General features: G+C 73.3%; 28 protein-coding genes, 2 tRNA genes and 1 riboswitch. Of the genes, 16 read left to right on the plus strand and 14 right to left on the minus strand.

Features of this window, described 5'->3' with window-relative positions:
* Window positions 1-92: 92 nt before the first annotated feature.
* The gene (locus tag ACYVHQ_RS01050; protein WP_460510091.1) at window positions 93-1,589 is read right to left on the minus strand and encodes a S8 family serine peptidase; all 1,497 of its coding nucleotides are present in this window, start codon (window positions 1,587-1,589) and stop codon (window positions 93-95) included.
* 186 nt (window positions 1,590-1,775) lie between these two features.
* On the opposite strand from ACYVHQ_RS01050, the gene ACYVHQ_RS01055 reads away from it, so the two are divergent.
* The 5 genes from ACYVHQ_RS01055 (at window position 1,776) to ACYVHQ_RS01075 (ending at window position 6,366) form a co-directional block, all read left to right on the plus strand.
* On the plus strand, window positions 1,776-2,738 hold the full coding sequence (locus ACYVHQ_RS01055; RefSeq protein ID WP_460510093.1) for an NAD-dependent epimerase/dehydratase family protein: 963 nt from the start codon (window positions 1,776-1,778) through the stop codon (window positions 2,736-2,738).
* Between the two features lie 24 nt (window positions 2,739-2,762).
* Window positions 2,763-2,873, plus strand: a riboswitch (TPP riboswitch).
* Entirely contained in the window at window positions 2,865-3,497 is a 633-nt protein-coding gene (locus ACYVHQ_RS01060) for an ECF transporter S component (RefSeq protein WP_460510095.1), read from the plus strand. It overlaps the preceding riboswitch by 9 nt.
* Window positions 3,498-3,513: 16 nt before the next feature.
* On the plus strand, window positions 3,514-5,010 hold the full coding sequence (locus ACYVHQ_RS01065; protein WP_460510097.1) for an ABC transporter ATP-binding protein: 1,497 nt from the start codon (window positions 3,514-3,516) through the stop codon (window positions 5,008-5,010).
* Window positions 5,007-5,804 (plus strand): energy-coupling factor transporter transmembrane component T family protein, encoded by a 798-nt coding sequence (locus ACYVHQ_RS01070; RefSeq protein ID WP_460510099.1) that lies wholly within the window; start codon window positions 5,007-5,009, stop codon window positions 5,802-5,804. The genes ACYVHQ_RS01065 and ACYVHQ_RS01070 overlap by 4 nt, the downstream gene beginning before the upstream one ends.
* A 10-nt stretch (window positions 5,805-5,814) precedes the next feature.
* Window positions 5,815-6,366, plus strand: coding sequence for a nucleoside/nucleotide kinase family protein (locus ACYVHQ_RS01075; RefSeq protein ID WP_460510101.1), 552 nt, complete (start codon window positions 5,815-5,817; stop codon window positions 6,364-6,366).
* Between the two features lie 76 nt (window positions 6,367-6,442).
* Here ACYVHQ_RS01075 and ACYVHQ_RS01080 read toward each other — a convergent pair whose 3' ends face one another.
* The 6 genes from ACYVHQ_RS01080 to ACYVHQ_RS01105 form a co-directional block, all read right to left on the minus strand.
* Entirely contained in the window at window positions 6,443-6,826 is a 384-nt protein-coding gene (locus tag ACYVHQ_RS01080; protein ID WP_460510103.1) for a metallopeptidase family protein, read from the minus strand.
* A gap of 40 nt (window positions 6,827-6,866) precedes the next feature.
* Complete coding sequence (locus tag ACYVHQ_RS01085; RefSeq protein WP_460510105.1) at window positions 6,867-7,148, minus strand: hypothetical protein; 282 nt, start codon at window positions 7,146-7,148, stop codon at window positions 6,867-6,869.
* 87 nt (window positions 7,149-7,235) lie between these two features.
* Window positions 7,236-7,311 (minus strand) — tRNA-His (locus ACYVHQ_RS01090).
* A 40-nt stretch (window positions 7,312-7,351) separates the two neighbouring features.
* Entirely contained in the window at window positions 7,352-7,972 is a 621-nt protein-coding gene (gene orn, locus ACYVHQ_RS01095) for an oligoribonuclease (protein ID WP_460510107.1), read from the minus strand.
* Between the two features lie 67 nt (window positions 7,973-8,039).
* On the minus strand, window positions 8,040-9,293 hold the full coding sequence (locus tag ACYVHQ_RS01100) for an MFS transporter (protein WP_460510109.1): 1,254 nt from the start codon (window positions 9,291-9,293) through the stop codon (window positions 8,040-8,042).
* Window positions 9,290-9,778 (minus strand): MarR family winged helix-turn-helix transcriptional regulator, encoded by a 489-nt coding sequence (locus ACYVHQ_RS01105; protein WP_460510111.1) that lies wholly within the window; start codon window positions 9,776-9,778, stop codon window positions 9,290-9,292. Before ACYVHQ_RS01105 ends, ACYVHQ_RS01100 begins: the two co-directional genes overlap by 4 nt.
* Window positions 9,779-9,897: 119 nt before the next feature.
* Between ACYVHQ_RS01105 and ACYVHQ_RS01110 the strand changes: the two genes are divergently transcribed.
* From ACYVHQ_RS01110 to ACYVHQ_RS01120, 3 genes are all read left to right on the plus strand, one after another.
* Window positions 9,898-10,194: a hypothetical protein gene (locus tag ACYVHQ_RS01110; protein ID WP_460510113.1), complete on the plus strand. Its 297-nt coding sequence runs from the start codon at window positions 9,898-9,900 to the stop codon at window positions 10,192-10,194.
* Window positions 10,175-10,465, plus strand: coding sequence for a YbbN family protein (locus ACYVHQ_RS01115; RefSeq protein ID WP_460510115.1), 291 nt, complete (start codon window positions 10,175-10,177; stop codon window positions 10,463-10,465). The genes ACYVHQ_RS01110 and ACYVHQ_RS01115 overlap by 20 nt, the downstream gene beginning before the upstream one ends.
* A 45-nt stretch (window positions 10,466-10,510) precedes the next feature.
* A tRNA-Arg gene (locus ACYVHQ_RS01120) sits at window positions 10,511-10,583 on the plus strand.
* Window positions 10,584-10,724: 141 nt separating this feature from the next.
* Here ACYVHQ_RS01120 and ACYVHQ_RS01125 read toward each other — a convergent pair.
* The 3 genes from ACYVHQ_RS01125 to ACYVHQ_RS01135 all read right to left on the minus strand — a co-directional run bounded on the left by ACYVHQ_RS01125 (window position 10,725) and on the right by ACYVHQ_RS01135 (window position 13,026).
* Entirely contained in the window at window positions 10,725-11,531 is an 807-nt protein-coding gene (locus ACYVHQ_RS01125; protein ID WP_460510117.1) for a hypothetical protein, read from the minus strand.
* Between the two features lie 86 nt (window positions 11,532-11,617).
* Window positions 11,618-11,920: a hypothetical protein gene (locus tag ACYVHQ_RS01130; RefSeq protein ID WP_460510119.1), complete on the minus strand. Its 303-nt coding sequence runs from the start codon at window positions 11,918-11,920 to the stop codon at window positions 11,618-11,620.
* Window positions 11,921-12,006: 86 nt separating this feature from the next.
* Entirely contained in the window at window positions 12,007-13,026 is a 1,020-nt protein-coding gene (locus ACYVHQ_RS01135; protein ID WP_460510121.1) for an aldo/keto reductase, read from the minus strand.
* Window positions 13,027-13,084: 58 nt separating this feature from the next.
* Between ACYVHQ_RS01135 and msrA the strand changes: the two genes are divergently transcribed.
* From msrA to ACYVHQ_RS01160, 5 genes are all read left to right on the plus strand, one after another.
* Window positions 13,085-13,612 (plus strand): peptide-methionine (S)-S-oxide reductase MsrA, encoded by a 528-nt coding sequence (msrA, locus tag ACYVHQ_RS01140; RefSeq protein WP_460510123.1) that lies wholly within the window; start codon window positions 13,085-13,087, stop codon window positions 13,610-13,612.
* 109 nt (window positions 13,613-13,721) lie between these two features.
* Window positions 13,722-14,324, plus strand: a complete 603-nt coding sequence (locus tag ACYVHQ_RS01145) for a single-stranded DNA-binding protein (protein WP_460510125.1) — start codon at window positions 13,722-13,724, stop codon at window positions 14,322-14,324.
* A gap of 186 nt (window positions 14,325-14,510) precedes the next feature.
* Entirely contained in the window at window positions 14,511-14,984 is a 474-nt protein-coding gene (locus ACYVHQ_RS01150; RefSeq protein WP_460510127.1) for a DUF6993 domain-containing protein, read from the plus strand.
* A 36-nt stretch (window positions 14,985-15,020) separates the two neighbouring features.
* Window positions 15,021-16,706: an energy-dependent translational throttle protein EttA gene (ettA, locus tag ACYVHQ_RS01155; protein WP_460510129.1), complete on the plus strand. Its 1,686-nt coding sequence runs from the start codon at window positions 15,021-15,023 to the stop codon at window positions 16,704-16,706.
* Window position 16,707: 1 nt separating this feature from the next.
* Complete coding sequence (locus tag ACYVHQ_RS01160; RefSeq protein ID WP_460510131.1) at window positions 16,708-17,181, plus strand: acyl-CoA thioesterase; 474 nt, start codon at window positions 16,708-16,710, stop codon at window positions 17,179-17,181.
* Window positions 17,182-17,212: 31 nt separating this feature from the next.
* Here the strand turns inward: ACYVHQ_RS01160 and ACYVHQ_RS01165 are convergent, their stop codons facing one another.
* The gene (locus tag ACYVHQ_RS01165) at window positions 17,213-18,106 is read right to left on the minus strand and encodes an acyl-CoA thioesterase (protein WP_460510133.1); all 894 of its coding nucleotides are present in this window, start codon (window positions 18,104-18,106) and stop codon (window positions 17,213-17,215) included.
* A gap of 20 nt (window positions 18,107-18,126) precedes the next feature.
* Here ACYVHQ_RS01165 and ACYVHQ_RS01170 point away from each other — a divergent pair, with 20 nt between their 5' ends.
* Window positions 18,127-18,798: a hypothetical protein gene (locus ACYVHQ_RS01170; RefSeq protein ID WP_460510135.1), complete on the plus strand. Its 672-nt coding sequence runs from the start codon at window positions 18,127-18,129 to the stop codon at window positions 18,796-18,798.
* 52 nt (window positions 18,799-18,850) lie between these two features.
* Here ACYVHQ_RS01170 and ACYVHQ_RS01175 read toward each other — a convergent pair whose 3' ends face one another.
* From ACYVHQ_RS01175 to pepN, 3 genes are all read right to left on the minus strand, one after another.
* Window positions 18,851-19,318: a globin gene (locus ACYVHQ_RS01175; protein WP_460510137.1), complete on the minus strand. Its 468-nt coding sequence runs from the start codon at window positions 19,316-19,318 to the stop codon at window positions 18,851-18,853.
* The gene (locus ACYVHQ_RS01180) at window positions 19,315-20,346 is read right to left on the minus strand and encodes a mechanosensitive ion channel family protein (RefSeq protein ID WP_460510139.1); all 1,032 of its coding nucleotides are present in this window, start codon (window positions 20,344-20,346) and stop codon (window positions 19,315-19,317) included. The genes ACYVHQ_RS01175 and ACYVHQ_RS01180 overlap by 4 nt, the downstream gene beginning before the upstream one ends.
* 132 nt (window positions 20,347-20,478) lie before the next feature.
* On the minus strand, window positions 20,479-23,019 hold the full coding sequence (gene pepN / locus ACYVHQ_RS01185; protein ID WP_460510141.1) for an aminopeptidase N: 2,541 nt from the start codon (window positions 23,017-23,019) through the stop codon (window positions 20,479-20,481).
* A 101-nt stretch (window positions 23,020-23,120) separates the two neighbouring features.
* Between pepN and ACYVHQ_RS01190 the strand changes: the two genes are divergently transcribed.
* Complete coding sequence (locus ACYVHQ_RS01190; protein WP_460510143.1) at window positions 23,121-23,759, plus strand: mycothiol-dependent nitroreductase Rv2466c family protein; 639 nt, start codon at window positions 23,121-23,123, stop codon at window positions 23,757-23,759.
* 57 nt (window positions 23,760-23,816) lie between these two features.
* A complete protein-coding gene (locus ACYVHQ_RS01195; protein WP_460510145.1) occupies window positions 23,817-24,302 on the plus strand; it encodes a ribose-5-phosphate isomerase in 486 nt (161 codons plus the stop codon).
* The last annotated feature ends 57 nt before the right edge of the window (window positions 24,303-24,359 follow it).

Consider the following 24,359-nt stretch of genomic DNA (forward strand, 5'->3'; position numbering starts at 1 on the left):
GGGAAGATCCGGGTCCGCGTCCGCTACGCCCCCGACGTGCGCGGAGGGCGCACCACCGTCCGGTGGTGCGCCCTCCGCGCTGGTGCCGGTCGCTACCGCTGCACGGCGGCCGCGGCGTCGACGAGGCCCTCGCCGAACCAGCCGTTGCGCTCGGGGGCGCCGACGCAGGTCGTCGCCGTCGCGGGGCAGGGGACGTCCGTGGCCTGCGCGTACAGCAGGTCGGTCAGCTGGCTGCCGGAGCGCTCGGGGTAGGTGCTGGCGAGCAGCGCCAGGACGCCCGCCGCGTGCGGCGAGGCCATCGAGGTGCCCGACTTGGTGCCGTAGCCGCCGCCGGTGACGGTCGAGAGGATCGCCGAGCCGGGGGCCGCGACGTCGATGACGCCCTGGCCGTAGTTCGAGAAGCCCGACTTCGTGCCGGTGGAGGTGGTCGACGAGACCGTCACGACGCCGTCGAGCTCGGCGGGGATGTCCTGGCAGCTGGCGTCGAGCTGGCGGGTCACCGGGGTCGTGTCGTTGGGGCTGCCGGTGTCCGTCGTCTTGTTCGCGAGGTCCTTGCCCGAGTTGCCGGCCGCGGCGACGTTCACGACGCCCCGGCGCTGGGTCGACTGCACCGCGCGGTCGACGGCCTCCTTGACGGCGGCCTGGTCGGGGTCGGTCCCGCACCAGAACTCCCAGGGGTCGATGTAGTAGCTGTTGTTCGTGACGTCGGCGCCGGTCGACGCGGCGAACATGAAGCCGCAGATCGCCGCCTCGGGGTAGATGAACCCGTCGTCGTTGACGACCTTGACGGCCGAGAGGCGCACGCCGGGGGCGACGCCGACGATGCCGACGCCGTTGCGGGCCGCCGCGATGGTGCCGGCGACGTGGGTGCCGTGGTCGCTCGTGGTGGGCTGCCACGCCTCGTAGCGCCGGTCGGGGGTGCCGCTGAGGCAGGAGGCGCTGGCCGCCCGGTCGACGTTGGCCGCGAGGTCGGGGTGGTCGCCCTCGATGCCCGAGTCGATCACGGCGACGAGCACGTCGCGCGAGCCGTCGGTCACCTGGTGGGCCCGGTCGGCGCCGATCGCGACGTTGTCCCACTGGCGCGCCTCGAGCGGGTCGGCGGCCGCGACCGTCGTCGACTCGACGCCCTGGTCCTTGGCGGTGCCCTGGGCGTCACGGCGCTGCTGCGCGGCCTGCTCCTTCGCCCGGCCCGGGGGCAGCGCGCGCGAGGACGGGGTGCCGTAGGTGGGGTCGGTCGCGGCGACGGGGGCGGTGCGCGTCGCGCCGACCGACTCGACGGCCTTCTCGCGGCGCAGCGTCGCCGCGAACGACGACGAGGCCGACTGGGCGACGACGACGCCGATCTCGGGGTACGAGGCCAGCACGCGGCCGGAGGCCGCGGTGATCGCCCGCTCGACCTTCTTGGTCTGGCCGAGGTTGGCCTTGGTCACGTTGACGGCGTAGTTCATGAGGACGCCGTCGGCCGCCGCCGCGGGCGCTGGCGCGGGCGGGGCGGCGAACGCCGTCGACGGGGCCGCGACGAGGCCGCCGAGGGCGACGGCGGCGGCGAGGCAGGTGGCGAGGCCGCGAGGGGCCCTCCGGTCGGTCATGGGTGCTCCTCCACGGGCCGGGTCGGGTGCCCGGGCTCACGGTGGACGCTAGGTGAACGGCGGGCGTCCGCCCAGTGGTCACTTCGGCCCACGATCGTCGTACCCCACCGGGTCGCGGCCGTCGGGAAGGCCGTCCGACCGCCTGGCCGACCGCCCGGCGGAGCCCGGGGCGCGTAGGGTCCGGTCATGTCGAAGATCGTCGTCCTGGGTGCCACCGGCCACATCGGTGGCTACCTCGTCCCCCGCCTCGTCGAGGCCGGTCACGAGGTGGTCGCCGTCTCGCGCGGGCAGAGCGCCCCCTACCGCGAGCACCCCGCGTGGGGCTCCGTCGAGCGGGTCGTCCTGGACCGGGAGGCGGCCGAGGCGGACGGGACCTTCGCGTCCACCGTCGCGGGCCTCCTGCCCGACGTCGTCGTCGACCTCATCTGCTTCACCGTCGAGTCCGCCCAGGGGCTCGTCGACGGCCTGCGCGGCACGGGCACGCTGCTCGTGCACTGCGGCACCGTGTGGGTGCACGGTCCCAGCGAGGTCGTGCCGCTGACCGAGGCCGACCCTCGTCGCCCGTTCGGCGAGTACGGCACGCAGAAGGCCGCGATCGAGCGGCTGCTGCAGGAGGAGTCGCGCCGGCCCGGCGGGCTGCGCACCGTGGTGCTGCACCCGGGCCACATCACCGGCCCCGGCTGGCCCATGATCGGGCCGCAGGGCAACCTCGACCTCGCCGTCTGGCGCGACCTGCTCGCGGGGCGGCCCGTGACGCTGCCGGGACTGGGCCTCGAGACCCTGCACCACGTGCACGCCGACGACGTCGCCCAGGCGTTCCAGCTCGCCGTCGAGCGGCAGGACCAGGTCGTCGGGGAGTCGTTCTTCGTCGTCTCCGAGCGGGCCGTGACGCTCCGCGGCCTCGCCGAGGGCGTGGCCCGCCGGCACGGCCTCGAGGCCGAGCTGCGCTTCGTGCCGTGGGACGAGTTCCGCGCCTCGACGAGCGAGGAGCACGCCGACGCCTCGTGGCAGCACGCCTCGCGCAGCCACTCGATGAGCATCGAGAAGGCCCGCCGGCTGCTCGGCTACGCGCCCCGCTGGTCGACGCTCGACGCCGTCGTCGAGGGCCTCGACGCCCTCCGCGCCGAGGGCACGCTCGTCGTCGGGTAGGCCCCGCCGCTGCGCTATGCTCGCGGCATCACACACGGGAGTCCGGTGAGCCGGGCTGAGAGGAAGCGATCCACGCTTCGACCGTCGAACCTGATCCGGATCATGCCGGCGCAGGGAGGAGAGAACATGGCCGTCCACACGTCTGCGTCCACCACGAAGGGGGTGCCCGCCACGGGTCGTCCGAGCCGCCGCTGGCGGGTCGTCGACATCGTCGTCGCGAGCGTCATCGGCGTCGCCTCCGGCGTCGTCTTCTGGGCCTGGGGCCTCGCCTGGACCCCGCTCTCGGGCCTGCTCGGCTTCACGCCCGGCCTCGAGGGGCTGCTCAGCGGCGGGTGGCTGTTCGCCGCCGTCCTCGGCGGCCTCGTCGTGCGCAAGCCCGGCGCCGCCGTCTACACCGAGGTCGTCGCAGCCGTCGTCTCGATGCTCATCGGCACGCAGTGGGGCTTCTCCACGCTGCTCTGGGGCATCGTCGAGGGGCTCGGGGCCGAGATCGTCTTCGCGCTCTTCCTCTACAAGTCGTGGCGCCTCGGCGTGGCGCTGCTCGCCGGTGCCGGTGCTGGCATCGCGGTCGGCCTGATGGACACCTCGTTCTCGAGCATCGCCGCCTTCGCGCTCGAGTACAAGCTCGTCTACATCGTGTCGGCGGTCGTGTCGGGCGTCGTGCTCGCAGGCCTCCTGCCCTGGCTCGCGATGCGCGGCCTGGCCCGTGCCGGTGCCCTCGACCGCTTCGCGGCCGGGCGCGGCACGGCTCGCGTCTGAGCCGGGTCGTCCCGTCGTGCCGACCGCCCTGGGCGCCCGCGTCACCGCGCGCGGCTGGGGCTGGCGGCACGCCGCCCGACGGGCGCACGCGGTCTCCGGGCTCGACCTCGTGCTCGAGCCGGGGGAGCGCGTGCTCCTGCTGGGCGCCTCGGGGGCCGGCAAGTCGACCCTCCTCGCGGGGCTGGCCGGCGTGCTCGGCGGCGACGAGGAGGGCGACGCCGAGGGCGAGCTGCTCGTCGACGGCACCGAGCCCGCGCGCCAGCGGGGCCGCGTCGGCCTCGTCCTGCAGGACCCCGACTCGCAGGTCGTGCTCGCCCGCGTCGGCGACGACGTCGCGTTCGGCTGCGAGAACCTCGGCGTGCCCCGCGAGGAGACCTGGCGGCGGGTGGACGAGTCCCTCGACGCCGTCGGCCTCGACCTGCCCCGCGACCACCCGACCACGCAGCTCAGCGGCGGTCAGAAGCAGCGGCTCGCGCTCGCCGGCGCGCTCGCCCTGCGCCCCGGACTGCTGCTGCTCGACGAGCCCACCGCCAACCTCGACCCGGCCGGCGTCGTCGAGGTGCGCGACGCGGTCGCCCGCACGACCGCGGCGACGGGCACGACCCTCGTCGTCGTGGAGCACCGCGTCTCCACCTGGCTGCCCGTCGTCGACCGCGTGGTCGTGCTCGCGGCGGGCGGCGGCGTCCTCGCCGACGGACCGCCCGACGAGGTGCTCCGCGACCAGCGCGACCTGCTCGTCGAGGCGGGCGTGTGGGTGCCCGGGGCGGCGCCCGCGCTGCCCGCGCGTCGGGAGCGGGTCGCGCCTCCTGCCGGCCTGTTGCGGGCCGAGGGGCTCGACGTCGGCCGGCGGGGACCGAAGGGGCCCGCGGTCGCGACCGGCGTCGACGTGACCGTGCGCTCGGGCAGGGCGCTCGTGGTCACGGGCGACAACGGCGCGGGCAAGTCGACGCTCGCGCTGACGCTCGCAGGCCTGCTCGCCCCGGCAGGAGGGGCGCTCACCGCCGACGACGCGCTCGCGTCCGGCGCGGGGCCGGCCCCGGCACGGTGGCGCTCGAGGCAGCTGCTCACCCGCATCGGCACGGTCTTCCAGGAGCCCGAGCACCAGTTCCTCGCCCCGACCGTGCGGCGTGAGCTCGCCGTGGGGCCCGAGGCGCTGGGCCTGCCCGCCGAGGAGGTCGCGACCCGGGTCGACGCGCTCTTGGCGCGCCTCCGGCTGGCGCACCTCGCCGAGGCGAACCCGTTCACGCTCTCGGGCGGCGAGCAGCGACGCCTCAGCGTCGCCACGGTGCTCGCGACCCGACCGCGCGTGCTCGTGCTCGATGAACCGACCTTCGGGCAGGACGCCCGCACCTGGCGCGAGCTCGTCGCCCTGCTGGGCGAGCTGCTCGACGAGGGCGCCAGCGTCGTCGCCGTCAGCCACGACCCCGACTTCGTCGCCGCGATCGCCGACGACGTGCTCGACCTGTCGGCGCACGCGACGAGCGTGGCCGAACGACGCGGAGCGACGGCGTGAGCGCCGTGCTCGCCCCGGTGCACGCACCGGGGGTCATCGGGCGGGTGAACCCCGTCGCGAAGCTCGGCGCCGCCATCGTGCTCTCGATCGCCCTGCTGCTCTCCATCGACTGGGTCTCGGCGGGGGTCGCCCTCGCGCTCGAGCTCGTGCTGCTGCCCTTCGCAGGTCTGTCGTTGCGGCAGCTCGCGCTGCGGACGCTGCCGCTGTGGATCGCGGCGCCGTCCGCCGTCGTCGCCACGGCCCTCTACGGTCGCGACGACGGGGCGCTGCTCGCGCAGTTCTGGTTCGTCACGGTGACCGAGGGGTCGATGTCGCTCGCCGGGGCGATCGGACTGCGCATCCTCGCGGTGGGGATCCCGGGCATCGTCCTCTTCGCGACGACCGACCCGACCGACCTCGCCGACGGGCTCGCCCAGGTGCTGCACCTGCCGGCCCGGTTCGTCCTCGGCGGCCTCGCGGGCCTCCGGCTCGTCGGCCTCTTCATCGACGACTGGAGGCAGCTCGCGCTCGCCCGTCGAGCCCGTGGCGTCGCCGACGCCGGTGGCCCCTGGGGGGCCGTGAGACGGTTCGGCGGGCAGGGGTTCGCCCTGCTCGTGCTCTCGGTGCGCCGCGGCAGCAAGCTCGCCACCGCGATGGAGGCCAAGGGCTTCGGCTCCGACACGCCCCGCACCTGGGCGCGGCCGTCGGTCTGGGCCGCACGCGACACCGTGCTGGTCCTCATCGGCGCCGCCGTGGCCGCCGTCTCGATCACGGTCGCGGTGCTCGCCGGCACCTGGGAGTTCGTCCTTGCCTGAGGTGCGCCCCGTGACCCGCGCGCGGCTCGACGCCCTCGTCGCGCTCGTCGTGCGCCGGGCGACCGCCCCCGGGGTGCGGCGGCCCGTCGTGCTCGTCGACGGGAGGTCCGGGTCGGGCAAGACCACGTTCGGTCGGGCCCTCGTCGCGGCCTGGCCCGGGGGAGCGCAGCTCGTGCACCTCGACGACGTCTACCCGGGCTGGCACGGCCTCGAGGCGGCCTCGCGCACGGTCGAACGGCAGCTGCTCGTCGCCCGCGACCCGGGCTGGACCACCTGGGACTGGGCGGCGTCGCGACCGGGGGAGCGGCGCACCCTCGACCCCACCGCACCGCTCGTCGTCGAGGGCGCAGGAGCCCTGACCCGCTCCGCCGCGCCCCTCGCGACCGTCTCGGTGTGGCTCGAGCTCGAGGCCGGCGAGCGACGGCGCCGGGCGCTCGCCCGCGACGGCGAGGGCTACGAGCCCTGGTGGGACGTCTGGGCCGAGCAGGAGGCGCGGCACCTGGACCGCGAGGACCCGGTCGCGCTGGCCGACGTGGTCGCCGAGGTCGTCGGCGGGGCGTAGGCCTGGACGCGATCGCGATCGCGGCTGTCGCTGCGGCTGTCGCTGTCGCTGTCGCCGTGCTCGGGCGCAGCCGTGGTCAGGCCCAGCCGAGCTCGTGCAGCTGGTCGTCGTCGATGCCGTAGAAGTGCGCGATCTCGTGCACGAGCGTCACGTGGATCTCGTCGCGCAGGGCGTCGAGGTCGTCGACCGCGGCCAGGTGCGGCTCGCGGTAGAGGATGATCCGGTCGGGCAGCTCGCCGAAGCCGTACTGGCCGCGCTCGGTGAGCGCGACGCCGTCGTAGAGGCCCAGCAGGTCGAGGGAGCCGTCCTCTGGGCGGTCCTCGGTGACGAAGACGACGTTGTCGAGGCCGTCGACCATGTCGTCGGGCAGACGGTCGAGCTCGTCGGTGACGAGCTCGTCGAACCGCTCGGCGCTGATGCTCGCGGGGTCGATGCCGTCGCGGGGTGCCTCGTCGTCCATGGATCGAGCGTGGCACAGGCGGGCTGGGCGTCAGGGGGGCTCAGGAGGCGCGTTCCGGGGCGGGCGAGGGCGCCGGCTCGGCACGGTGCCGCAGGTGGTGCACGGCGGAGCGTGCACCCCGGCCGATGCCCCAGACGATGAAGAAGAGACCGAGGGGCGGTGAGACGACGGCCGCACCCTCCACGCGGCCGTCCCAGCCCCAGTACGAGTACGAGTACGCCAGGATCGCGCCGATGCCGACCGCGACGAGGGCGACCCCACCGAGCACCAGCACCCACCAGGGCGCGAGGCGGTCCTGTCGGCCTTCGCTCGGATCGGTCATGACGCCATCGAACACGTCCCCGCGAACCCGTGCGCGGACCGAGCGGGAACGACGAAGGCCCCGTCCACACGGGACGGGGCCTTCTGCTGGGGTGAGTAACGGGGCTTGAACCCGCGGCCTCCGCGACCACAACGCGGCGCTCTACCAGCTGAGCTATACCCACCATGTGCACCGGGACGAACCGGTGCGACCTGACGATGGTACTACAGCCGCGGGGCCCATTCGTCCACGACGGCCTTCGAGATGGCCTGCACCTCGTCGGTGGTGGGGCCGGGGTCGGCGACGAAGCCCGCGCGGCGGTAGTACTCGAGCTCGCGGATGCTCTCGAGGATGTCGGCGAGGGCGCGGTGGCCGCCCGCCTTCTGCGGGGCGTTGAAGTAGACGCGGGGGAACCAGCGGCGGGCGAGCTCCTTGATGCTCGACACGTCGACGCTGCGGTAGTGCAGGTGGCCGTCGACGCGGGGCATGTACTTGGCGAGGAACGCGCGGTCGGTGCCGATGGTGTTGCCGGCGAGGGGGGCGGTCTGGCCGGCGGGCACGTGGCGCAGCACGTACTCGAGCACCTCGAACTCGGCCTCGGCGAGGCTGACGCCGTCGGGGATCTCGTCGAGCAGGCCCGACGAGGTGTGCATCTCGGTGACGAAGTCGTTCATGTGGTCGAGCGCCGACTGGTCGGGCTTGATGACGATCGCGAAGCCGGGGTGCACGGGCCGCAGGTCGAAGTCGGTGACGACGACGGCCACCTCCACGAGCTCGTCGACCTCGAGGTCGAGCCCGGTCATCTCGCAGTCGATCCAGACCAGACGGTCGTTCGCAGAAGCCATGGGACGGAGTCTAGCGACGGGGTCCGACGCGCCCGCGCCTCCTGCCCCAGGAGGCGCGGGCCCCGGATCAGGAGACCTCGCCGGCCCCGATCGCCTCGGCCTCGACGAGCGGGGCCTCGGGCCCGTCGTCGACGCGTCGGAGCACCCTCGTCGCGAGGACCGTGACGAGCAGGCCCACGGCGACGCTCGCCGCCGCGAAGACGTAGGCCGCGCTCGGCGCGATCGCGGCGGCCAGGGCGGTGGCCACAGGAGGCGCGACCGCCCCGCCGAGGAACCGCACGGACGAGTACGCGCTCGACGCCACCGAGCGGGGCAGGTCCGTCGCCTCCATGACGCTCTCCGTGAGCACCGTGTTGAGCACGCCCAGGACGAGGCCGCCGACGACGACGCACGCGACGAGCGCGGTGGGCTCGTGCACGACGAGCGCGGCCGCGACGAGGTCGAGCGTGAGCAGGGCGAGGGCCCCGCGCAGCACGGTCGTGCGGCGCAGGCGTGCGGTGAGCATCGGTGCCACCCAGACGCTGGTCACGGCCAGCCCGAGGCCCCAGCCGAAGAAGGTGAGGCCGATGCCCATGGCGCCGAACCCGAGCGGGTAGGGCGTGTAGGCGAGCAGCACGAAGAAGCCGATGTTGTAGAAGAACGCCGTGGCCGCGAGCGCCCCGAGCGCCGGGCGCGCCAGGGCCCGGAACGGCGCCGAGAGCGGGGTCGGCGTCGGCGCCTCGAGGCTGCGGGTCTGCAGGAAGACGGCGATCGCGACGAAGGCGACGGCCATGAGCGTCGTCACGCCGAAGAACGGGCCGCGCCAGCTCACGGAACCGAGCAGCCCGCCCACGAGCGGGCCGATCGCGATGCCGAGCCCGAGCGCCGCCTCGTAGAGGATGATCGCCGAGGCGGTCCCGCCGCTCGCCGCGCCCACGATGGTCGCGAGGGCCGTCGAGATGAAGAGGGCGTTGCCGAGGCCCCAGCCGGCGCGGAACCCGATGATGCTCCAGACGTCCTGGCTGAGCGCCGCCGCGAGCGAGAACGCGACGATGAGCACGAGTCCGATCATCAGGGTGCGCTTGGCGCCGAGGCGGCTCGAGACCCAGCTCGTGAACGCCATGGCGACGCCCGTCACGGCGAGATAGCTGGTGAAGAGCAGCTCGGTCTGCGTCGGGGTCGCCTCGAGGGACTCCGCGATCGCGGGCAGGATCGGGTCGACGAGGCCGATGCCCATGAACGCCACGACGCAGGCGAAGGCGATGGCCCACACGGCACGCGGCTGGTGCAGGATGCTCGGCGCGCGACCACCGTGCGCCGCCGCGGTCGTCGAGGCGGTCACGCGGTCACCCCCGTGGCGTCGGCCGTGACGACGCGGGACGCGCTCGCCGGGGCGTCGGGCCTCCTGCTGTCGACGCGGGTCGCGAGCAGCTGGGCCGCGTGGTCGAGGACGCGCCACTCGGCCTCGTCGAGGTCGTCGAAGAGCCCGCCGAGGGCGTCGGCCAGCTGCGCCTTCCACTCGTCGAGGGCGCGGGTGCCCTTCGGGGCCACGGCGATGAGCCAGGCGCGGCTGTCGTCGACGTCGGCGATGCGCGACACGAGCTCGTCCTCGACGAGGTGCTGCAGGAGCTTCGTCATGGTGGGCTGCGCGACGCGGCTGGCGCGGGCCAGGTCGCCGACGCGCAGGGGGCCGTCGGTCGTGAGGATCGAGAGCGTGCGCCAGACGGCGGGCGAGGTGGTGCGGCCGGTCTCCTGCGCGGCGAGGCGCGTCAGGCGATGGGTCGACGTCAGGAGGGATTCCAGGATGTCGGTCGGCTGAGAAGTCATCCGGCAAGTATAGCGCGGCTATATAGCCGCACTATGCATCGTGCTCGTCGTTCGCCGAGAGCGTCCCCGCCCCGCCCGCCGCGCGGGCCTCCTGCCCCCGCCCCTGGTAGACACGGGGCATGACCGAATCCAAGCCCAGCATCCCCGAGGGGTCCGAGTACGTCGTCTTCTTCGAGGGCGGCCCCAGCGACGGGCGCACCGACACCCGCGTCAGCACCAACGGCAGCTACGACGACGAGATCGTCGACTACGTGCTCGTCGAGGGCATCGAGACCGGCTTCACCTACAAGGCCCGCGAGGCCACCATGAACCAGGACCAGCTCCAGGTCCACTACGCCCTCGACGGCGACAAGAGCGACCCCGTCGACGCGCTCGAGAACCGGGGCGACCGCAGCGGTGAGTTCGACCAGATCTGATCAGCCCGGCGTCCGGATCGACCTCTGGACGTCCTCCTTCTGCGGCGCGTGCTCAGCGGCACGCGCCGCGGTCGGTGAGGCCAGGAGGCTCGCCCCGGCCCTCCAGGTCACCGAACGCGACGTCGCCGCCGCCCCCGACGAGGCCGAGGCGGCCCGCATCACGTCCACCCCGACCCTCGTCGTGACCGGCCCCGACGGGCGCGAGGTCTTCCGCTCCGCGGGCGTGCCCCGCGTCGACCAGGTCCTCGCCGCCGCCGCGCTCGCCCTCTGACCCCCGGCGGCCGCACCCGGCGTGCGCGCTACTGTGGACCTGCCAGCCCTCGTAGCTCAGCGGATAGAGCAGGAGCCTTCTAATCTCTTGGTCGCAGGTTCGATCCCTGCCGAGGGCACCCGGATGTGATCCACGTGGTGCTTCTCATCTCTTGGTCGCAGGTTCGATCCCTGCCGAGGGCGCCTCGACGTGATCCACGTGGTGCTTCTCATCTCTTGGTCGCAGGTTCGATCCCTGCCGAGGGCGCTCCGCTGGGGCGTCAGTTGTCGTGGGGCTGGTGCGTCGTGCGTCGGCGCACCGTCGCGGCGCTGACGGGGGAGTCGTGGCGGGCGTCGTCGACGTCGTCGTCGCGCTGCGCCAGCTCGGGGCGCTGGTCCTCGTCGGCGGGGGCCGCGTAGCGGGCGTCGTCGTGCACCGGACGCTCGGTCGCCCGTGCCGCCGCCACGAGGGGGGCCACGCTCGGCGACGTCGGCCGCGAGGCCGGTGCTGCCGGACGGATCGGCGACCGCAGGGCGGCGGTCGACGCCGCCTCGTCCGCTACGTCGTCCTCGGCGCGACGAGCCGTGTCCGCCTCTTCCTGGCTCCAGCGGTCGAGGTCGTACCGGAAGAGCTTCTTGGCCCTCCCGGGCTTCGCCTGCCACTCGAGCAGCCGATCGCGGAACTGCGCGAGCGACTGCTCGGCCTGGAAGCTGAACGAGACGCTGTTGCGCTTGATGTCGCCGAGCTCGTGCTCGGCCCAGCTGGCGGCCGAGGCCGCGCCCGCCGCGGGCAGCAGGCGCAACCGCACCTCGGCCTCCTGGGCGAGATGGTCGGCGTAGGTGCGCTCCTCAGCGCCCAGGGAGCTGTAGACGGCGGCCTTGCGCGCGGCCCGGATCATGCCGGCCACGGCCGCCGCCTTCTGCTCGCGTTCGAGGTGCGCCACCACGCGGCGCACGGCCGATCGAGCGATGAGCGCGGCGACGAGGCCCGCCACGACGATGGCGACGAACGGCACGACGGCACCGGTCAAGATGCGCTGCCCTTCGTCCGACGACACCCACTGCACGAACGCGTTCCACCACTCCATGCGGCGAAGGGTACCGGTGCCCGAAGGTGCCGCTCAGCAGCGACAGGCCGGTCCGGAGGGGTGCGCCCCGGGCAGAGCCGTCGCCGTCAGGACCAGCGGAAGACGTCGACCGCGTCGTCGCGGCTCCAGAACTCGGCCACGTCGTCGAAGCGGCGCTGCCGCGGCAGGAACCGCTTGGCCCGCCAGCGCGTGCCGCCCGCGTCGACGACGCGCTCCACGTAGCCCGCGACCTCGCCGTTCGGACGCGTCACGCGGGCGAGGTCGTCGTGCACCTGGACGAGGCGGAGGCCGCCCCGCCGGACGTCGAGGGGCGCCATCGAGGCGACGGCGCGGGAGGCGGTGGCGGGGCGGCTGGTCGTGCGGGCGGTCATGGTGTCTCCTGAGGTCATCCGGCCGATGCTGTCGAGGACGAGCCCGACGTTACGACCGACCACCGACACCGCCGCCGACACCACCGGCGACCACCTGGGCGGCGTCAGCGCCCGGTGCCGTCGACCGCCAGGGGGTCGATGGCCGCGAGCTCGTCGTCGTCGAGGGGAGCGGCCTCGAGGGCGTCGAGGCTGTCGTCGAGCTGGGCCACCGACGAGGCACCGACGAGCGCACTGGTCACGGCCGGCTGCCGCAGCACCCAGGTCAGGGCGAGCTGGGCGAGGGACTGCCCCCGGGCCTCGGCGACGGCCTGCAGTCCGCGGACCCTCTCGAGGTACGTCTCGCTGAGGGCGTCCTCGGTGAACCACCGGCCCTCGGCGGCGCGACTGCCGGCGGGCGCGCGGCCCGACAGGTACCGGTTCGTGAGCAGGCCGCCCGCGAGCGGCGAGAAGACGATCGACCCGACGCCGAGCTCGAGGAGCGCGTCGAAGAGCCCCTGCTCGGGCCGGCGGTCGAACATGTTGTAGCGGGGCTGGTGGATCAGCAGCGGCACCCCCTCGGCGGCCAACGCGGCGGCGGCCGCCCTGGTCTGCTCGGGGTCGTAGTTCGAGATGCCCGCGTAGAGCGCCTTCCCCTGGCGCACGGCGGTCGCGAGCGCGCCCATCGTCTCCTCCACCGGCGTCCCGGGGTCGGGCCGGTGCGAGTAGAAGACGTCGACCTGTTCCACGCCCAGCCGGGTCAGGCTCTGCTCGAGCGAGGTCAGCAGGTACTTCCGCGACCCGCCGTCGCCGTAGGGTCCCGGCCACATGTCGTAGCCGGCCTTCGTGGAGATGACGAGCTCGTCCCGGTAGGGGCGGAGGTCGGAGGCGAGGATCCGGCCGAACTGCGACTCGGCGGAGCCGTAGGGCGGTCCGTAGTTGTTGGCGAGGTCGATGTGGGTCACGCCGCGGTCGAAGGCGCGGAGCACGATGTCGCGCTGCGTCTCGAGGGGCCTGTCGCTGCCGAAGTTGTTCCAGAGGCCGAGCGAGATGCGGGGCAGGCGCAGGCCGCTGCGGCCGGTCCTGGCGTAGTCGAGGCGGGAGTACCGTGCGTCGTCGGCGACGTAGGGGGTGAAGGGGGAGCGCATGCGCCGAGCCTAGGGGTGCACCGGGACGGGGCGCACGGGCCGGGGTAGGTTCGGCGGCATGACGACGTTCGTCCTCGCCGGCGGGTGCTTCTGGTGCCTCGACGCGGTCTACCGCACCCTCGACGGCGTGACCGCCGTGGTCTCGGGCTACACGGGCGGGACGGTCCCCGCTCCCACGTACGAGCAGGTCGGCACGGGGACGAGCGGCCACGCCGAGGCGGTGGCGGTGACCTTCGACCCCGAGGTGCTCCCGCCCGACGTCGCCCTCGACGTCTTCTTCACGCTCCACGACCCCCGGCAGCGCGACCGGCAGGGCGCGGACGTGGGCACGCAGTACCGCTCGGCGATGTTCCCGCGGGACGACGCCCAGCGCGAGGTCTTCGCCGCCGCCCGCAGCAGGGCCGACGACACGTGGGGCGGTGGCGTCGTGACGACCCTCGAGCCCCTCGGCGACTGGTGGGAGGCCGAGCCCGAGCACCAGGACTTCTTCGCGAAGAACCCCGGCCAGGGCTACTGCGTCGCGGTGGCGCAGCCGAAGGTGAACGAGGTGCGCAGGTCGTACGCGAGGTACGTCCGCGCGACCTGAGCCGGCACCGGGGCGACCCGTCCTCCACGGGTGGGGTGGGCCTCCTGCCCTCCACCGGATCGTCGGGCCGGTCCTCGCGGCGCCGAGAGGCGGGGCGAGACTCGCCGACATGACAGACCACATCACGCTCACCGGCGTCGTCGCGACGACGCCCCGCTCGCTCCGCACCTCCGAGGGGCTGGCGATCACCAGCTTCCGCCTGGCCTCCGCCCAGCGCCGCTACGATCGCGTCGCGGGCACCTGGTCCGACGGCGAGACCAACTGGTACACCGTCACGTGCTTCCGGGCGCTCGCCGAGAACGCCGCCGCCTCGGTGGCCAAGGGGGAGAGGGTCCTCGTCACCGGTCGTCTGCGGGTGCGCCCGTGGGAGTCCGGCGAGAAGAGCGGCACCTCCGTCGAGGTCGACGCCGACGCGCTCGGCCACGACCTGCTCTGGGGGAGCACGCGGTTCACGCGCAGCACGGCGGCCGCGGCGGCCCCGGGCGCGGAAGCACTCGCGCACGACGCGACGGGCGCGGTCGACGACGCGGGCACCGCGCAGGAGGCCCCGGTCGCTCCCGGCACGCCCGTCGCGCCCGTCGCGCCCGTCGGCGCGAGCGACGGGTCCGCGGCTTCCACGTCTGCGGACGTGGGGGCACTCTCGGCCCCGGCCGAGGTCGGCGCGTCCGCGGCCGACGACTGGTCCCCGGCCGAGGCCGAGCCCGCGTTCTGAATCGGTCCGTCGTCGTCGGCACCCCAGGCGCACGCCCGCACCCCAGGAACCATGCTGGGGTGGCAGCGGGTTCCTGGGGTGGCAGCGGGTTCTTGGGGTGGCAGGGCTTCCTGGGGTGGCAGCGGGTTCCGGGGTGGCAGCGGGTGGTGCCCTGGCGGCGCGGGCGGGGCCCGTAGGATCGGACCCGTGACGACTCCCCGCGCCGCCCGGTCCCCGCTCGGTCGCGTGCCGTCCGTCCTGGTCGGCCTCGCCGCCGTCGTCCTCGTGGCCGGGTGCACCAGCTCTCCCGAGCCGACGCCCGCTCCCTCGCCGGCCGCCGAGCAGGCAGGCCCCGTGGAGCTCACGGCCGACTCGTCCGTCGACGACGCGCGCGCGGTCTTCGACCGCACCGTCCGCGAGCTGCTGGAGCGCGACGGCGCTCCCGGCGGTCGCGACGTGGTCGACGCCCTCGTCGCCGCCGGGTTCGACAAGGGCACGCTGCAGGTCACGCCCGACTCGACCTGGACGGAGAGGGACGCCGACAGCGTGCAGTTCTCGGCGCTCTGGGCCGACTCGTGCCTCGTGGGCCAGGTGGCCGGCGGCGACTACGCCGCGCAGACCGCGCCCGTGCTCGGCACGGGTGCCTGCCTCGTCGGCACCACCCGCGCCATCAATTGGTGAGCCGCGGGGCCGGTCGCCCCGAATAGACTGGGCGGCATGGCCGAATACATCTACTCCATGGTCCGCGCCCGCAAGGCGGTCGGCGACAAGCTGATCCTCGACGACGTCACCATGTCGTTCATCCCGGGGGCGAAGATCGGAGTGGTCGGCCCCAACGGTGCCGGCAAGTCGACGATCCTCAAGATCATGGCGGGGCTCGACACCCCGAGCAACGGCGAGGCGAAGCTCTCGCCCGGCTACACCGTCGGCATCCTCATGCAGGAGCCCGAGCTCGACGAGTCGAAGACCGTCCTCGAGAACGTGCAGGAGGGCGTCGGGCCGATCAAGCAGAAGCTCGACCGCTTCAACGAGGTCTCGGCCGCCATGGCCGAGCCCGACGCCGACTTCGACGCGCTCCTCGCCGAGATGGGCACCCTTCAGGAAGAGATCGACGCGGCCGACGCGTGGGACCTCGACTCGCAGCTCGAGCAGGCGATGTCCGCCCTCCGCACGCCCCCGGGCGACGCCGCCGTCGCCAACCTCTCGGGCGGTGAGAAGCGCCGCGTCGCGCTCTGCAAGCTGCTGCTCCAGAAGCCCGACCTCCTGCTCCTCGACGAGCCCACCAACCACCTCGACGCCGAGAGCGTGCTCTGGCTCGAGCAGCACCTGAGCAAGTACCCCGGCGCCGTGCTCGCCGTGACCCACGACCGGTACTTCCTCGACCACGTCGCCGAGTGGATCGCCGAGGTCGACCGCGGTCGCCTCTACCCCTACGAGGGCAACTACTCGACCTACCTGCAGAAGAAGGGCGAGCGCCTGAACGTGCAGGGCAAGAAGGACGCCAAGCTCGCCAAGCGCCTCGCCAGCGAGCTGGAGTGGGTCCGCAGCAACGCGAAGGGTCGCCAGGCCAAGTCGAAGGCCCGCCTGGCCCGCTACGAGGAGATGGCGAGCGAGGCCGAGCGCACGAAGGTCCTCGACTTCGAGGAGATCGTGATCCCCGTCGGGCCGCGCCTCGGCTCGCAGGTCATCGACGCGAAGAAGCTGCACAAGTCCTTCGGTGAGCGCGTGCTCATCGACGACCTGACGTTCACGCTGCCGCGCAACGGCATCGTCGGCGTCATCGGCCCGAACGGCGTCGGCAAGACCACCCTGTTCAAGACCATCGTCGGGCTCGAGCCCCTCGACGGCGGCGACCTGAAGGTCGGCGAGACGGTCGACATCTCCTACGTCGACCAGAGCCGCGGCGGCATCGACCCGAACAAGAACCTCTGGGAGGTCGTCTCGGAGGGCCACGACTACATCCAGGTCGGCAAGACCGAGATCCCGTCGCGCGCCTACGTCTCGCAGTTCGGCTTCAAGGGCCCCGACCAGCAGAAGAAGGCCGGCGTGCTCTCGGGCGGGGAGCGCAACCGCCTCAACCTGGCGCTGACCCTCAAGCAGGGCGGCAACCTCCTCCTGCTCGACGAGCCCACCAACGACCTCGACGTCGAGACCCTCGGCAGCCTCGAGAACGCCCTGCTCGAGTTCCCCGGCTGCGCCGTGGTCATCACCCACGACCGGTGGTTCCTCGACCGCATCGCCACGCACATCCTGGCGTGGGAGGGCCTCAACGACGACGGGACCCCGAACTGGTACTGGTTCGAGGGCAACTTCGAGGCCTACGAGCAGAACAAGATCGAGCGGCTCGGTGCCGACGCCGCCAAGCCGAGCTCGGCGACGTACCGCAAGCTGACGCGCGACTGACGTGGCCCGGCTGCACGTCCCCACGCGCCTCCGGTGGAGCGACCTCGACGCGTACGGGCACGTGAACAACGCGGCGATGCTGCGCCTCCTCGAGGAGGCGCGCATCGACGCGTTCTGGGCGCCCGGCGACGGTTCGAGCGAGGGGCTCGCGACGGCGGTGCTCGACGGGCGCACCGACTCCGGCACCATGACGCTCATCGCCCGGCAGGAGCTCGAGTACCTCGTGCCGATCCCGTACCTGCGTGCGCCGCTCGACGTGCAGCTCTGGCTGGGCCGCCTGGGCGGTGCCAGCCTCGAGGTCTGCTACGAGGTGCGCTCGCCCGTGGGCGCCGACGTCGCGCAGCTCTTCACGCGGGCGTCGACGACCATCGTCCTGGTCGACACCGCGAGCGGTCGCCCACGGCGCATCAGCGAGGCTGAGCGTGCCGCGTGGTCGCCCTACGTCGAGGACCCGCTGACCTTCCGGCGCCGCTGAGGCGGTCGTCGCGCGCAGGGGGCCGGGGGCGTCAGGGTCGCGTCGACGGCACCCGCACCATGCCCTCCTGGGCGACGCTCGCGACGAGCGCACCGCTGCGGTCGTAGATGCGCCCGAGGGCCAGGCCGCGGCCGCCGATCGCGTTCGGCGACTCCTGCACGTAGAGCAGCCACTCGTCGACGCGCGCCGGGCGGTGCCACCACATCGCGTGGTCGAGGCTCGCGACCTTCATGCCGGGCGTCGCCAGCGGGGTGCCGTGGCGGCGGTAGACCGACTCCAGCAGCGTGTAGTCGCTCGCGTAGAGGAGCGCGGCACGGTGCAGGTCGGCGTCGTCGGGCAGCGGACCCGTCGCGCGCAGCCACACGGCCTGGTGCGGCACGCGGTCGCCCTCCACGGAGAAGTACACGGGGGAGTCCACGTGGCGCATGTCGAAGGGACGGTCTCGCGCCCAGGCCTGGGCGATGGGGTGGTCCACCGTCGCGAGGTGCTCGGCGTCGCTGAGGACGTCGTCGGGCTCGGGCAGCCCTTCCGGCATGTCGACCTGGTGCTCCAGGCCGCCGTCGGGCGTCTGGAACGACGCGATCATCGACAGGATCGGCACGCCGTCCTGAGAGGCCTGGGTCCGCCGCGTGGCGAAGGACCGCCCGTCGTGGATGCGGTCGACCGAGAACGTGATCGGCCGCGTGAGGTCGCCCGGGCGCAGGAAGTACCCGTGCAGCGAGTGGACGACGCGGTCGTCGTGGATGGTGCGCTGTGCGGCCACGAGCGACTGCGCGAGCACCTGCCCGCCGAAGACGCGGCCCAGCGGGTCCCGCTGGCTGGAGCCGGTGAAGACGTCCTGGCCGCCCACGACCCCGGCGCTGGCCAGGTCGAGCGTGGTCAGGAGGCTGGCGAGCGGGTCGGCGTTCAGCGGAGCATCGGTCACCCGCTGTACTTTATCCGCTGATGACGCGCACGATCACGCTCCCCGACTCCCTGTCCCTCAGCGACCTCGCCACCTTCCTCGGACGGGCGGCGCGCGTCGAGGACGGCTCCGTCCGCCTCATCGCCGGCGGGGGCGTCCTCGCCGCCTACGCGGCGGTGCTCTACCCCGCGGGCCTGCTCGACTCCACGCCCACGGTCCTGGGGCTGCGCACCTACCAGGTGGGCGACGACGCCGAGTTCGACCTCGTGGTGCCGGTCCGATCGCTGCGCGAGCGGCTGACGCGCCTGCAGAACACCGTCGTCGACCCGACCGCGCCGGTCGAGGTGTCGATGCCCGTCGAGGTGGCCACCGTCACGTGGGCGGCCATCTCGCCGCCGCGCGGCGGGTGGTCCTCCCTCCCCGTGGTCCGTCACGACCGTCTCGTCACCGCGGCCGAGGCGGGCATCGCCGAGGTCGCGGCCGCCGTGCCCACCGGGACGGGCGAGCAGATCGTGCACCGCGTGCGCTCCGAGGTGTGGTCGCGACCGGTCGAGGGAGCCGAGGGCGTGCCCGCCGGGGCCGCCTTCGCCGCGCTCAGCCTGGGGTTCCTGGCCGACGACGAGCCCGTGTCGGTGTTCGAGACCGGACCCTGGACCCGCCTGACGACCAGGCGCGGTCACGTCCTCGTGAAGCAGCGCGCGACCCTGCTCTGATCGTCCAGGTCCAGGTCCAGGTCCAGGTCCAGGTCCAGGTCCAGGCCCGGGGTCAGCGGCCGGGGGCGTTGACCATGGCGTGGGCGGCGCGCTCGAGGTAGTCCCACAGCGTCGCCTCGTGCAGGGACGGGAGCGCCAGCTCGTCGACGGCCTCCCGCATGTGGGCGAGCCAGTGGTCGCGCGCCTCGGGCGTCACGGTGAAGGGCAGGTGCCGCATGCGGAGCCGCGGGTGGCCGCGCTCCTCGCTGTAGGTGCCCGGCCCGCCCCAGTACTGCTCGAGGAACCCCGTCAGGCGTTGCACGGCGCCCTCGAGGTCGTCCTCCGGGTACATCGGCCACAGGACCTCGTCGCCTCGGACGCCCTCGTAGAAGCGCCGGACGAGGCGCTCGAAGGTGGGGCGCCCTCCGACCTGGTGCCAGAACGACTCGGTGGCGGCAGGACCGGAGGCCCCGGTGCGGAGCGTGACGGGCTGACCGGAGCGGGGCGGGCCTCCTGCCGGCGTGAGCGGGACGCCGGTCATCGGCGGCGGCTCTTCGCGACGTCGTGGTGGTGGTGCACGGGCAGCGGCGAGGTGCGCGGTGCCTTCGCGCCCGCGATCGACGCGGCCCCGTCGGTGCCCGTGAGCACGACGCTCGCCAGGCTCGGCAGCTGGATGTCGAGGCCGTCGGCCACCGCCTTGAAGCGGGTCCGCAGCTCGCGGTCGACGTTGTCGCGGTCGGCGGGCTTGCACTTGGCGACGATGCGCAGCACGAGGTGCTCCTCGGAGATGGACTGCAGGCCCCAGGCCTCGGGCTCGTCGAGCACGATGCGCTGCCACTTGGGCGTCGCCGCCATGTCGACGGCGGCCGCGAGGAGGGCGGACTGCACGGTGTCGACGTCGGTCTCGTAGGGGACGGCCACGTCGACGACGACGCGGGACCAGCCCTGCGACATGTTGCCCACGCGGAGGATCTCGCCGTTGCGGACGAACCAGAGGATCCCGTTGACGTCGCGGACCTGCGTCACGCGGATCCCGACCGCCTCGACGACCCCGGTCGCGGGCCCCACGTCGACGACGTCGCCGACGCCGAGCTGGTCCTCCGCGATCATGAAGATGCCGTTGAGGACGTCCTTGACGATGTTCTGGGCGCCGAACGCGAGGCCCGCGCCCACGACGCCGGCCGCGCTGAGGACGGTGACGAGGTTGACGTCGAGCTGCGCGAGCACGAGCACGAGGGCGACCGCGACGACGAGCACCGTCACGACGTTGTTGAGCACGCTGCCGAGCGTGCGCGTGCGCTGCACGACGCGCACGGCGGCGAGCGGGGACACCGTGAGCGCCCGCGTCTCGGTGACGTTCTGCTTGCGCTTGATGCCGTTGACGATCTGGTCGACCACGCGGCGGATCACGAAGTGCAGGGCGATCCGCACCAGGACGGCGACGACGAGGATGATGCCGATCGAGATCGGGACGTGCCACATCTCCCAGAAGGTCTCGCCCATCTCGGCGACGGCGTCCGGGGGAGTGGTCGCACGGGCGAGGAGGGTGCTGGCGGGAGAGGGGCTCATGACGCCGACCATGCTAACCGGCCCTCCCGACGCCACCTCGACGCGGGCTGCGAAGCCTCGGTACGAGCTGTGGACGGACCACGGGCGGGCCCTCCGAGGAGGACCCGCCCGTGGGTGCGTGCTGCCGGTGGGTCAGCCGCGGTCGGCCGCCTGTGCGCGCAGGGCGCGCTCGACGCCGGCGACGTTCTCCACGACGAGCCGGCGCAGCGCCGGCACGTCTTGGTTCGCGTCGAGCCACGCGGTCGTCGCGTCGACGAGCTCCTGGCTGGCGAGGCCCGCGGGGTAGAGGCCCGTGACCAGGGTGTCGGCGATGTGGTAGCTGCGCGACTCCCAGATGGTCGTGAGGGAGTCGAAGTACCGCGCGACGACGGGCTCGAGCACCGACGGGTCGACGACGTGCTGGAAGCCGACGGTGGTGGCGCGCACGATCGCGTTGGGGGCGTCGGCGGCGTCGACGACCGAGGCGAAGGCGGCGAGCTTGCCCTCGGCCGTCGGCACGGTGGCGCGGGCACGGGCGGCGGCCTGGGCCCCGTCGGCCGTCGCGTCCGCCGCCAGGGCGGCGTCGATCTCGTCGTGACCGGCACGGCCGACGAGCACGAGGCCCTCGAGCAGCTCCCAGCGGAGGTCGGTGTCGACCGTGAGCCCGTCGAGCGCCGTGCTGCCCTCGAGCAGCCCCTGCAGGGCGTCCCCGTGGGCGGCGGTCGAGGCGGCGGCCGCGAAGTACTTGACGAACTGGAACTGCGCGTCGCTGCCGGCCTCGGCCTCCTGCGCGAGGGCCCACAGGCCGTCCGCGACGCGCTCGAGGGTCTCGGTGCGGCGCTCGGGCGCGACGTAGGTGCGCGCCGTCGTGAGCAGCTGCGCGAGCGTCGTGCGGATCGTCGTCGACTCCGTCTCGGAGGCGATGTTCGCCAGCACGAGGCGCACGTAGTCGCTCGGCGAGGCCTCGCCGTCGCGCGTCGCGTCCCACACCGACCCCCACACGATGGCGCGGGCCAGCGGCTCGGTGATGCTCGAGAGGTGCTCGAGGGCCGTCGCGAGCGACTGCTCGTCGAGGCGGACCTTCGCGTAGGCGAGATCGTCGTCGTTCACGAGCACGAGGTCGCCCCGGTGCAGGCCGACGAGCTCGGGCACCTCGGTGCGCTCGCCGTCGACGTCGATCTCGACCCGCTCGGTGCGCACCAGCGCGCCGTCGCGGAGGGCGTACACGCCGATCGCGAGGCGGTGGGGACGGATCGTCGGGTGGTCGGCCGGTGCCTCCTGCAGGATCGCGGCCGCGGTGATCACGCCCTGGTCGTCCACCTCGAGCTCGGGGCGGAGGGTGTTGACGCCGGCCGTCTCGAGCCACAGGGCCGACCACCCGGAGAGGTCGCGGCCCGAGGTGACCTCGAGCTCGGCGAGGAGGTCCTTGAGCTCGGTGTTGCCGTGGTGGTGCTTCGCGAAGTACGCGGCGACGCCGGCGAAGAACGCGTCGATGCCGACCCACGCGACGAGCTGCTTGAGCACCGAGCCGCCCTTGGCGTACGTGATGCCGTCGAAGTTGACCTGGACGTCCTCCAGGTCGTTGATCGTCGCCACGACGGGGTGCGTCGAGGGCAGCTGGTCCTGCCGGTAGGCCCAGCTCTTCTCCATGGCCTGGAACGTGGTCCACGCCTCGGTCCACTCCGTGGCCTCGGCGGTCGCGATCGTCGACGCCCACTCGGCGAACGACTCGTTGAGCCAGAGGTCGTTCCACCACTTCATGGTGACGAGGTCGCCGAACCACATGTGGGCCAGCTCGTGCAGGATCGTGACGACCCGGCGCTCCTTGATCGCGTCGGTGACCTTCGACCGGAAGACGTACGTCTCGGTGAAGGTGACCGCGCCCGCGTTCTCCATGGCGCCCGCGTTGAACTCGGGCACGAAGAGCTGGTCGTACTTGTCGAACGGGTACGGGTACGCGAACTTCTCCTCGTAGTAGGCGAAGCCCTGGCGCGTCTTCTCGAAGACGTAGTCGGCGTCCATGTGCTCGGTGAGCGAGCGGCGCGTGAAGATGCCGAGGGGGACCGTGCGGCCGTCCGAGCTCGTGAGCTCGCTGCGCACCACGTCGTAGGGGCCGGCCACGACGGCCGTGATGTAGCTGGACAGCACGGGGGTGGGCTCGAACGCCCAGGTGGCGACGTCGCCGTCGACCGTGGGCTCGGGCGTCGGCTGGTTGCTCACGACCTCCCAGCGCGCGGGGGCGGTGATGGTGAAGCGGAAGGTGGCCTTGAGGTCGGGCTGCTCGAAGACCGCGAAGACGCGACGGCTGTCGGGCACCTCGAACTGGCTGTAGAGGTACACCTCGTCGTCGACGGGGTCGACGAAGCGGTGCAGCCCCTCGCCGGTGTTGGTGTACTCGGCGTCGGCGACGACCTCGAGCACGTTCTCGGCGGCGAGGCCGTCGAGCTGGATGCGCACGCCGTCGCTCACGCCGGCGGGGTCGAGCGAGCGCCCGTTCAGCGTCACCGAGTGCACGGTGCGCGTGAGGGCGTCGATGAAGGTCGACGCGCCCTCGGTGGCCGTGAAGCGCACCGTGGTGCTGCTGCCGAACACCTCCGCGCCGCGGGTGAGGTCGAGGTCGATGTCGTACGACTGCACGGCGAGCAGCGCTGCGCGCTCCTCGGCCTCGACTCGGGTGAGGTTCTCTCCAGGCACGCTGGCTCCGTCCGTCCTTGGGGGTGGGTCGTCGGGCTCGTGGCCCGCCGACGAGCCTACTGCTGGGGCGTTCACCGGGTGCATGGCCGACACTGGGGGGCATGACCGACACCGTCCAGGCCCCCGTCCCCGCGTCCCGCACCGCCGTCGACTTCTGGTTCGACCCCTCCTGCCCGTGGGCGTGGATGACCAGCCGCTGGATGGACGAGGTGGCGCGGCAGCGCGACGTCGACGTCACCTGGCACGTGATGAGCCTCGCGATCCTCAACGAGGGGAACGAGTCGATGGACGACGCCCACCGGGCGGCGATGCCCAGGATGCTGCGCTACGTCCGTCTCGTCACCGCCGTCGCGGAGCGCGCGGGCGCCGAGCACGTCAAGCCGCTCTACGACGCCCTCGGCACGCGCATCCACCTCGAGCAGCAGAAGGACGCCGACGCCGTCATCACGGGAGCGCTCGCCGAGGTGGGGCTCGACGCCGACCTCGCCCGGTACGCCGACTCCGACGAGCACGACGCGGCGCTGCGGGCGAGCCACTCCGACGGCCTCGACCGCGTCGGCCAGGACGTCGGCACGCCGATCATCGCCGTCGACGGCGTGGCCTTCTTCGGCCCCGTCCTCTCGCCGGCACCGAAGGGCGACGAGGCCGTCCGCCTCTGGGACGGCGTCGTCGCCGTCGCCGCGTACCCCGGTTTCTTCGAGCTCAAGCGCAGCCGCACGGTGGGCCCGATCTTCGACTGAGGCGCAGGAGGCCCGCGCAGGGCCGCCGGGTCGGCCGTCGGTGCCAAGATGGACGCCATGCGCATCCACGTGGCGACCGATCACGCCGGCCTCGAGTTCAGCGGGACCGTCATCCAACACCTGAGCGACGCCGGCCACGACGTCACCGACCACGGGCCGACGAGCTACGAGCCGCTCGACGACTACCCCTCGTTCTGCATCGCGGCGGCCCGGGCGGTCGTGCGCGACCAGCGGGCCGGCGAGCAGGCCCTCGGGGTCGTCTTCGGCGGTTCGGGCAACGGCGAGCAGATCGCCGCGAACAAGGTGGAGGGCGTGCGCGCCGCGCTCGTGTGGAACCTCTCGACGGCACTGCTCGCGCGTCAGCACAACGACGCCAACGTCATCGCGATCGGCGCGCGCCAGCACGACGAGGCCGAGGTGCTGGCGTTCATCGACGCCTTCGTCGCCGAGCCCTTCTCGGGCGACGAGCGCCACGCGCGCCGCATCGCCCAGGTCGGCGAGTACGAGACCACGGGTGCGATCGCCGGTCACCCGGTCGACTGACCCGCGGCCTCCGGCTCCGCTCGGCGCGGCCCCTGCCGTGCCGCCCCGTCCACCCAC

The sequence above is a fragment of the Frigoribacterium salinisoli genome, assembly GCF_054781095.1.